Source organism: Paenibacillus sp. 2RAB27 (assembly GCF_052115445.1).
GTDB lineage: Bacteria > Bacillota > Bacilli > Paenibacillales > NBRC-103111 > Paenibacillus_E.
The window spans coordinates 1-7,608 of the sequence record NZ_JBFRGR010000075.1 but is presented as its reverse complement, the minus strand read 5'-3'; the positions used below and the strand labels follow the sequence as shown (position 1 = coordinate 7,608).

General features: G+C 44.3%; 8 protein-coding genes. 6 read left to right on the top strand and 2 right to left on the bottom strand.

Going from position 1 to position 7,608, the window contains the following annotated elements:
• The first annotated feature begins 75 nt into the window (after positions 1-75).
• On the top strand, positions 76-399 hold the full coding sequence (locus tag AB4114_RS35315) for a transposase (protein ID WP_441992609.1): 324 nt from the start codon (positions 76-78) through the stop codon (positions 397-399).
• A gap of 38 nt (positions 400-437) precedes the next feature.
• On the top strand, positions 438-1,076 hold the full coding sequence (locus AB4114_RS35310; protein ID WP_441992608.1) for a transposase: 639 nt from the start codon (positions 438-440) through the stop codon (positions 1,074-1,076).
• Positions 1,077-1,523: 447 nt separating this feature from the next.
• Here AB4114_RS35310 and AB4114_RS35305 read toward each other — a convergent pair whose 3' ends face one another.
• Together AB4114_RS35305 and AB4114_RS35300 are read right to left on the bottom strand one after the other, a co-directional pair.
• Complete coding sequence (locus tag AB4114_RS35305) at positions 1,524-1,898, bottom strand: ArsR/SmtB family transcription factor (protein ID WP_441992607.1); 375 nt, start codon at positions 1,896-1,898, stop codon at positions 1,524-1,526.
• 1 nt (position 1,899) lies between these two features.
• Entirely contained in the window at positions 1,900-2,322 is a 423-nt protein-coding gene (locus AB4114_RS35300; RefSeq protein WP_441992606.1) for an SRPBCC family protein, read from the bottom strand.
• Between the two features lie 234 nt (positions 2,323-2,556).
• On the opposite strand from AB4114_RS35300, the gene AB4114_RS35295 reads away from it, so the two are divergent.
• The 4 genes from AB4114_RS35295 to AB4114_RS35280 all read left to right on the top strand — a co-directional run bounded on the left by AB4114_RS35295 (position 2,557) and on the right by AB4114_RS35280 (position 7,344).
• Positions 2,557-4,062, top strand: a complete 1,506-nt coding sequence (locus tag AB4114_RS35295; protein ID WP_441992605.1) for a spore germination protein — start codon at positions 2,557-2,559, stop codon at positions 4,060-4,062.
• A 13-nt stretch (positions 4,063-4,075) separates the two neighbouring features.
• On the top strand, positions 4,076-5,155 hold the full coding sequence (locus AB4114_RS35290; RefSeq protein ID WP_441992604.1) for a GerAB/ArcD/ProY family transporter: 1,080 nt from the start codon (positions 4,076-4,078) through the stop codon (positions 5,153-5,155).
• Positions 5,148-6,257, top strand: a complete 1,110-nt coding sequence (locus AB4114_RS35285; protein WP_441992603.1) for a Ger(x)C family spore germination protein — start codon at positions 5,148-5,150, stop codon at positions 6,255-6,257. The genes AB4114_RS35290 and AB4114_RS35285 overlap by 8 nt, the downstream gene beginning before the upstream one ends.
• Before the next feature lie 100 nt (positions 6,258-6,357).
• Positions 6,358-7,344, top strand: a complete 987-nt coding sequence (locus tag AB4114_RS35280; protein ID WP_441992610.1) for a Gfo/Idh/MocA family protein — start codon at positions 6,358-6,360, stop codon at positions 7,342-7,344.
• Positions 7,345-7,608: the final 264 nt, after the last annotated feature.

Below are 7,608 nucleotides of genomic sequence, written 5' to 3'. Positions count from 1 at the left end.
CTCTGAAGCCCCCTAATTGGATTGGAGTCATCAATATGCAATAAGGTACAATATCGGTGAGGGGGAATGAAATGTATGAAAAGCAATATCCTTTATGATGAGCAACGCATCAAAGTAGCCCAAGAGGCTCTTAGCGGAACTAAGTTATCTTTCCTAGCACGTAAATATTCAGTGTCACCCAGCACTATTACGAACTGGGTGAAGTTTTACAGAGAAAGATTTGGTGAGGAATCTATTCCTTCTGTGAGTGAGCGTATAGACGATTCCAAACGCCTTCAAGAGCTCGAAACCAAGATGGATACTGCCATCAAATTACTGGGAGAGAAAGACCTTGAAATTGAACTGCTACGTGAACTATTAAAAAAGAGCAACCCCGCTTACAAGACAAGCTTGATATAGCCGATGAAACGATTAAGCGGGGCTATGCAGCAGCACCAGTGCTGCGAATAATCGGTGTTCGTGAATCAACGTACTACACCAGAAGGAAGCGACAGTCGGAGCAACCAAAGCCTGTCGTAGAAGTTCGGATTGCAGTAGGGCGTCCCATTTCCAAATATTCGCTGACGACAGACGGGCAGAAGATCAGCGATACTCAGATTGAAGAGTGGCTAATGGAACTGGTGGAGGGCGAGGAGCACGGTTACGGCTATCGTAATCTAGCCCATGCACTTTATGTGCAACGTAACCTTGTCATCAACCACAAGAAGTCCTACAGACTCTGTAAGAAGCTAGGTCTGCTCCAGAAAAAACCAGACAAGAAGTTTAAGCATCCTAGGCGTATCGCGAAGAACCGCTTAGTTACAGGTCCGAATCAACTTTGGCAGATCGACATCAAGTATGGCTATATTCACGGCTATGATCGTTTCTTTTTCCTCTTTGACATGATTGATGTATTTGATCGTTGCATTGTCGGGTATCACTTAGGGTCTAGCTGTGATGCGAAGGATGTATGCGCGACTGTAAAACGTGCGTTAGAGGCTCGCGTGAAGCCTGGAGAAGCTGCACCAGTCCTACGTTCGGATAACGGACCTCAGTTTCTTAGCCATGCCTTTGGTGAGTCCAAGCCGATATCATGAGGCCTGGAAGGCAAATAAATTAGGGGTAGTGGAGATTACCCTTTAAAAAAGGTTGAATACGAAAAATGAGAAACTGCGAGAAAGCAAGTATTCAGCAGATAGACTCCATAATTAAGGGGCCGAACCGAATCCCCCTCGAATTAACTACATAATTTCCATCTATTTGGCGATTTCAAATGAAAACGCCATAATTAACTGGAGTTTTTCCATTTATTTCATTCTCGCAGCTCATCGCGGCCCGCAATAGCCCATTCCATTCGATCGATCGCCGTAACTCGCCATCGGTCTCTGCCTGTATTCCTTCGCTTTCGGCCCATCTCAACCCTTCACGGTAGGTGGCCACCGCTCTCTCATATCCCGTCAGTCGCCGCCGCCCTAGCCATCTCCACCTCAACGGCACATAACGCAAAAGAGCCTCCCAAACGGAAGACTCTTCACGCAATTCATCTATTTCTCTGGATCCACCACTTCAAGTGGAGTGAATGTGAGCTCAGCTGCATCATCATCCTGCTCAACGAAACGTTTGAGCACATGGAGTTTATTTTCCCAATAGCGCTCGTAAAAGGAAAGCCAACGTTTGAGCTCCATCAGTGGCTCGGCCTCCAATCGGTAACGGGTCTCGCGGCCGACTTTGCGTTCTTTTACTAAGCCGGCCTCGGCGAGAATACGAAGATGCTTCGATACCGCTGTACGGCTCATGGGAAAATGGCCTGAGATGACAGTGACAGGCATTTCCTGATCACCCAGAAGCTGCAGCAGATGTCGTCGCGTGKGGTCGGCTATGGCCTGGAAGACGTCATGCTTTTGCGCGGGAATGGCCATATTAAGCCTCGATGTAAGCAGATAGCCTTTGGACGATGCCTGCCCAGCCTTGTGACATCGTATCGCGAACCGTATCATGCGGTTGACCGAATTCGGTAACTTTGTCGATATCCCAGCCGCCATGGGTGAGGGTGAACTGTGTTTTGCCATCTAACTCGGTCAATTCAAAAGATAAGAACCAATCCTTGCCCCAAGAGAAGCTTAGGCGATTGGGGGGATCTAATTCTGTAACCTTACAAGGGGATTTGCCGAAAGGGCCAGCTTCCAAATGGAATTCATAGCCGATTTCTGGCATGAAATTATTCGGCATGAACCAAACCGCGATGCCTTCAGAAGTGGATACAGCGTTCCACACTTTTTGTATAGGTGCGTTAAAAACAAGTGTTTGTTTAATATCAGGTAGGGATTGCATTTGATTTTCCATTGTTAAAAACCTCCAGTGTTTAGTGTTATTATTTACTCTTTACCTTAGTTTTCCCGCAAAATCACTTTTACATCGGACTCGCCAACGCGAAACCGTTTGGTTACATGTCTCATTATACGAAACCATTTGGTTTCGTGTCAAGATACGCGCCTAAGCGCAACTTTTGGGCGAAATGGAATATTTTAAGCGTAACTGCTCAGAATAATGGAAAGCTCTAGCAGGAGGGGATCGTGCGTGGCCATATGGGATCGTTTATTGTTTTCTTTCTCGCGGCAAGTAGATCGAGAGCCTACACGATTTGAGATACCTGTGTTAACGGAGCCTGCCAATACGAATGAGTCGGTTTCTTTAGCTCATATTCTGGAGCAATTTGAAGATTGTATTGATGTATTTCATCGAAACATACCTAGCGTCCAAGTTGATATTATTTATATTCCCCATATGATTGATCACACTCAATTGTCTCGGGAAGTCATGGATCCATTATCGAATGTGCAAACGGATGATTTAAGCCACATTTTGGAGCAGTCACAATTTGAAGAATCGGATGACCCTAAGGAAATTGTCATTGGGATACTGTCTGGGCAAGTGGCTATTTTTCATAACGAGAAGATATATTTGTTCTTTGTTTATGGCCCTGAAGCTAGGAGTGTGCAACAGTCCGAGACCGAGACCGTTATTACGGGGCCGCATGATGCGTTTACGGAAACAGCGGGTACGAATCTTTCGTTAGTGCGAAGAAGGGTAAAGAGCTCTCATCTAAAAGTGATCAAGCTAGAAGTCGGTGAAGTCACCAAAACCGTCGTATTTGTTCTGTATATCAAAGGGATTGCGAATATGGATCTGGTTAATGAATTTGTTCGGCGTATTCGTGGAATTGAGATTGATGCCGTCTACGATGGCAACATGTTCTCTCAGTATATCGATGATTTTCCTAATTCATTATTTCCGCAATTCTTAATGACGGAGCGTCCAGATACGGCCGTTTCCAAATTGGTGGGAGGTCGGATTCTGGCCATTGTAGATGGGAGTCCGTCCGTGGTGAGCGCTCCAACAGCTTTCTTCGACTTCTTTTCTTCCGCGGATGACTATTATCAGAGATGGTCTATTGGGACTGCTACTCGGATGCTTCGGTTTATCGCTTTTGTGATAACCATTACGTTTACAGCTGTCTATGTCTCCGTGACTACGTATCATTATGAGATGATACCTGAGGCGTTGATTTTGACGTTAAGAGAATCACGAAGTAAGGTGCCTTTTCCCCCCGTTATTGAAGCGATGTTGATGGAAGTAACGATAGAACTATTGCGAGAAGCGGGGGCTCGGTTGCCAACCAAAATCGGACAAACCATTGGCATCGTTGGCGGTATTGTTATTGGTCAAGCAGCCGTCCAAGCGGGGCTTACGAGCAACATTCTTATTATTGCAGTCGCTTCATCTGCGATATCGTCTTTTGTTATTCCAAGTTATGTGATGAGTGCATCGATTCGTCTTATCCGCTTTGGTTTAATATTGTTAGCGGGCATATGGGGGGATTTCGGTCTGATGGCGGGCATTGGTTATATTGTCATCCATTTATGTGGATTAACCAGCTTGGGGACTTCCTATTTATCTCCATTTGCTCCTACAAAATGGGTTGATTGGAAAGATGTTTTTATTCGGGGACCTTTCTCTATGTTGACAGCGCGCCCGAGTCAAGTAAAGACAACCAATTCGCAGAAGAATAAAATGAGAAAATAAGGATGATCCGTGCGTGAATGAGAAGTTGAACGGTTTCCATATCTTCATTTTGATTCATATGATACAAGTTGGTGTGGGGATTTTTGCTTTACCACGTATTGCAGCAGAATATTTTGGCTATAACGGTTGGCTCATGCTAGTTGTCATCGCTGCTATCGCTGCGTTTAATATTTACCTAATACGGGTCGTTTGGAAAATGGGAAACGGTGCAGATATATTTACTATTTTTGAAAGTTACTTGCCTAAGTGGATCGTTTTTCCGTTATATATCATTGTTGGCCTAACTTGGTCACTTACGGCTAGTCTGGTTGCAAAGGAGTATGTTCTGATTTTCCAAGTTACTGCATTTCCAACTGCAAACCCGATGTCTTTCATGTTCATTATCAGCCTGCTTGCGTATTTACTGCTCATTAAAGGCGTGTATACGATTGTGAAGGCAAGTACCGTATTTTTCTTTTTGGTATTGTGGATGATGCCTTTGGAAATTCCATTTTATAATGATTTGCAATTATCGCGATATACGCACTATATATTTCAAGAGGGGAAAGAGCACTGGACAGGTTTTTTTAATCTATATGGTTCTTTCTTGGGGTATGAGCTCTGCATGTTGTTGTTCCCCTATGTTCAGCAGAAAACGCGATTTATTACAGGTGTACAGCTATCTAGTGCGTTTAGCTTTCTTATTTATGTGAGTGTGTGCCTAATTTGCTTCGGTTTCTATAGCTTGCAGCAGTTGAAATTAATTATGTTTCCTTTTCTCGACTTACTTGCGTATATTAAATTTCCTTTTATCGAGCGAGCTGAGAATATCCTCTTTAGTTTTCTTGTTTTTCGGGTTCTCATTACGATTGTCATGTATCATTGGGCGGCGAGTTTATGTATGCAGCGAATTTTCAAAAATTTTAAGCTTAAGCGGATCACGTTATTTATGATGGTAATCACTTTTCTCATTTCGTTAATGCCAAGTGTGTTGGATGAAGTGGGTAAATGGTTGACTATTTGTACGTATTTGAATATTGCTTATTGCTTTGTCCTACCGATCTGTTTAATTGGTATTCTTTCTATTCAAAGGTGGCGAAAACAGCTTGTATAAGACGCGGTTTCAATGGCTGATTACTTGTATGTTGCTGATGACGATCACAGGCTGCGGGAATGACCAGCGGATCTTAGAGAAGATTGGACTGACACATACGACAGCATTTGATTTAATGCCTGGGGGGATGCTCAAGGTGACCAATAGTATTCCTCTAGCTGTGGATGAAGGCCGGAAGCCAAGAGAAGTCTTGACGACCATTTCCGATAGTAGCAAAAGTGCAAAAGTTGATCTCTCTAGGCAAACTCAATTGATTCTGGTCAGCGGCCAGATGCGTAATATTTTGTTCGGGACGACGCTGGCTCGTCGGGGATTTTGGGATGACATCGATACGCTTGTGAGGGATCCTTCTGTTTCACCGCGTGTCAAAGTGACCGTTGTAGATGGAGATGCCCATGACTTATTAATCAAAAACTACAGCAATTACTTGCGAACAGCGCAGTATATTGATCGGATGATGGAATCCGAAACGAGGTTTCAGAGCATTCCAAAGGTTACCTTATATGAGTTCACCAGAGATTATTACGATGATGGTATTGATCCTATTGCTCCCACTATTAAAGATATTGGCGACCATGTGAAGGTAAATGGCATTGCCTTGTTTCAAGATGATCGCTACGTGATGAAAATAGCAGACAAGGAATCGAATTTTTTCGCCATGTTAAGCAAAAATTTCAAGTTAGGTTCCTTACCCATGCGTCTAAGTGAAGAGGGAGATAAGAAAGAGTTTGTGTTGTTCGATTCGTTGGTTAGCAAACGGCAGGTTCACGCGGCACGGACGGACGGAAGCTCGTTCAAAGTGGATTTCGAGATTTCAGTAAGCGGTGTTATTTTGGAGTACATGGGAAGTTTGAAAATTAGCAAGGAAGAAGATCGGCATGCACTTGAGGACAAAATAGGAGAAAAAATTACCTCGCACATGGAAACTATGTTGAATGCTATGCAGAAGCATAATGTGGACAGCCTCGGACTGGGAAACGAGATTAAGCGAATTGTTCCTTATAAGGAATGGAAAGCTATGAACTGGCGTGAGGTGTACCCCGATATAGAGATTCATTGTCAAACGAAAGTAAAGATCAAGCATTACGGGAAATTTCAATGATTGTGCGGAAATCAGAGGGGCGATGAGATTGAATTTGGAGGGTGAATTTGGTAGGGTAGAAGTCAAAGAATATAGCTAGGATGAAGGAGTCATGGGGAAAATGATACGATTTGCAGTCATTGGTACGAACTGGATCACAGAGGAATTCATTCATGCGGCGCTCGAAACAGGAGAGTTCGAGTTGACTGCTGTATACTCACGCACGGCGGAAAAGGCTGCGGAATTCGCAGGGAAATTTGATGTTGAACATCAATTTACAGACTTAACAGCATTTGCACAAAGTGATGCGTTTGATGCTGTTTATATTGCAAGTCCGAACTCCTTGCATGCGGAGTATGCTGTTCATTGCATGAAGCATGGGAAACATGTGATCTGCGAAAAGCCTGCGGCTTCTAATACAGCCGAGCTTGCTGCTATGATTGACACAGCGCGCAGCCATCAGGTTGTGTTCATGGAGGCGTTGAAGTCAACGCTCATGCCTAACTTCAAAGCGGTACAAGACAATTTACATAAGCTTGGCAAAGTGCGTCGTTATGTTGCGAGCTATGGTCAATACTCGTCCAGATATGATGCTTATAAGCAAGGTACTGTGTTGAATGCGTTTAATCCGGTGTTTTCAAATGGTTCGATGATGGATTTAGGTGTGTATTGTATTTATCCATTGGTTGTGTTGTTCGGTGCGCCTGAGCGGGTACAAGCGAGTGCGGTGATGCTGGAATCAGGCGTTGATGGCGAAGGTAGCTTGTTACTAAGCTACAAAGAGATGGATGCTGTGATTCAGCATTCCAAAATCGCTAGTTCCTACCTGCCGACCGAAATTCAAGGCGAACTTGCGACCATGGTCATCGATAAGATTAACCAGCCTGAGAAAGTGCAAATTCGTTACCGCGATGGCTCCGTAGAGGATCTGACGCGGGAGCAAAGCGCAAGAACGATGCGCTACGAGGCGGAGGAGTTTAGCCGGCTGATTAAGGCGGGCGACCTGGAGTCTCCGACGAACTCACATGCGAATTCCAGCGCGGCGATGGCTATTATGGATGAGGCGCGGAGACAGATCGGGCTGGTGTATCCGGCGGATCGGAAGTAACGCGGGAGCCTTTTCACGACCGACTAGCCGCGACTAACTGGAAAAACTACAGCTATTTTCATGATTTTCGAGTGAAAATCAGAAATAGCTGGAAATTATGTAGTTAAGTGCACGCTTTTCGGTTCGGCCCCTTAATTATGGAGTCTATCTGCTGAATACTTGCTTTCTCGCAGTTTCTCATTTTTCGTATTCAACCTTTTTTAAAGGGTAATCTCCACTACCCCTAATTTATTTGCCTTCCAGGCCTCATGATATCGGCTTGGA

Coding starts and splice junctions, on each gene's coding strand:
- AB4114_RS35315 (WP_441992609.1), top strand. CDS start 76: ATGAAAAGCAATATCCTTTATGATGAGCAACGCATCAAAGTAGCCCAA.
- AB4114_RS35300 (WP_441992606.1), bottom strand. CDS start 2,322: ATGGAAAATCAAATGCAATCCCTACCTGATATTAAACAAACACTTGTT.
- AB4114_RS35280 (WP_441992610.1), top strand. CDS start 6,358: ATGATACGATTTGCAGTCATTGGTACGAACTGGATCACAGAGGAATTC.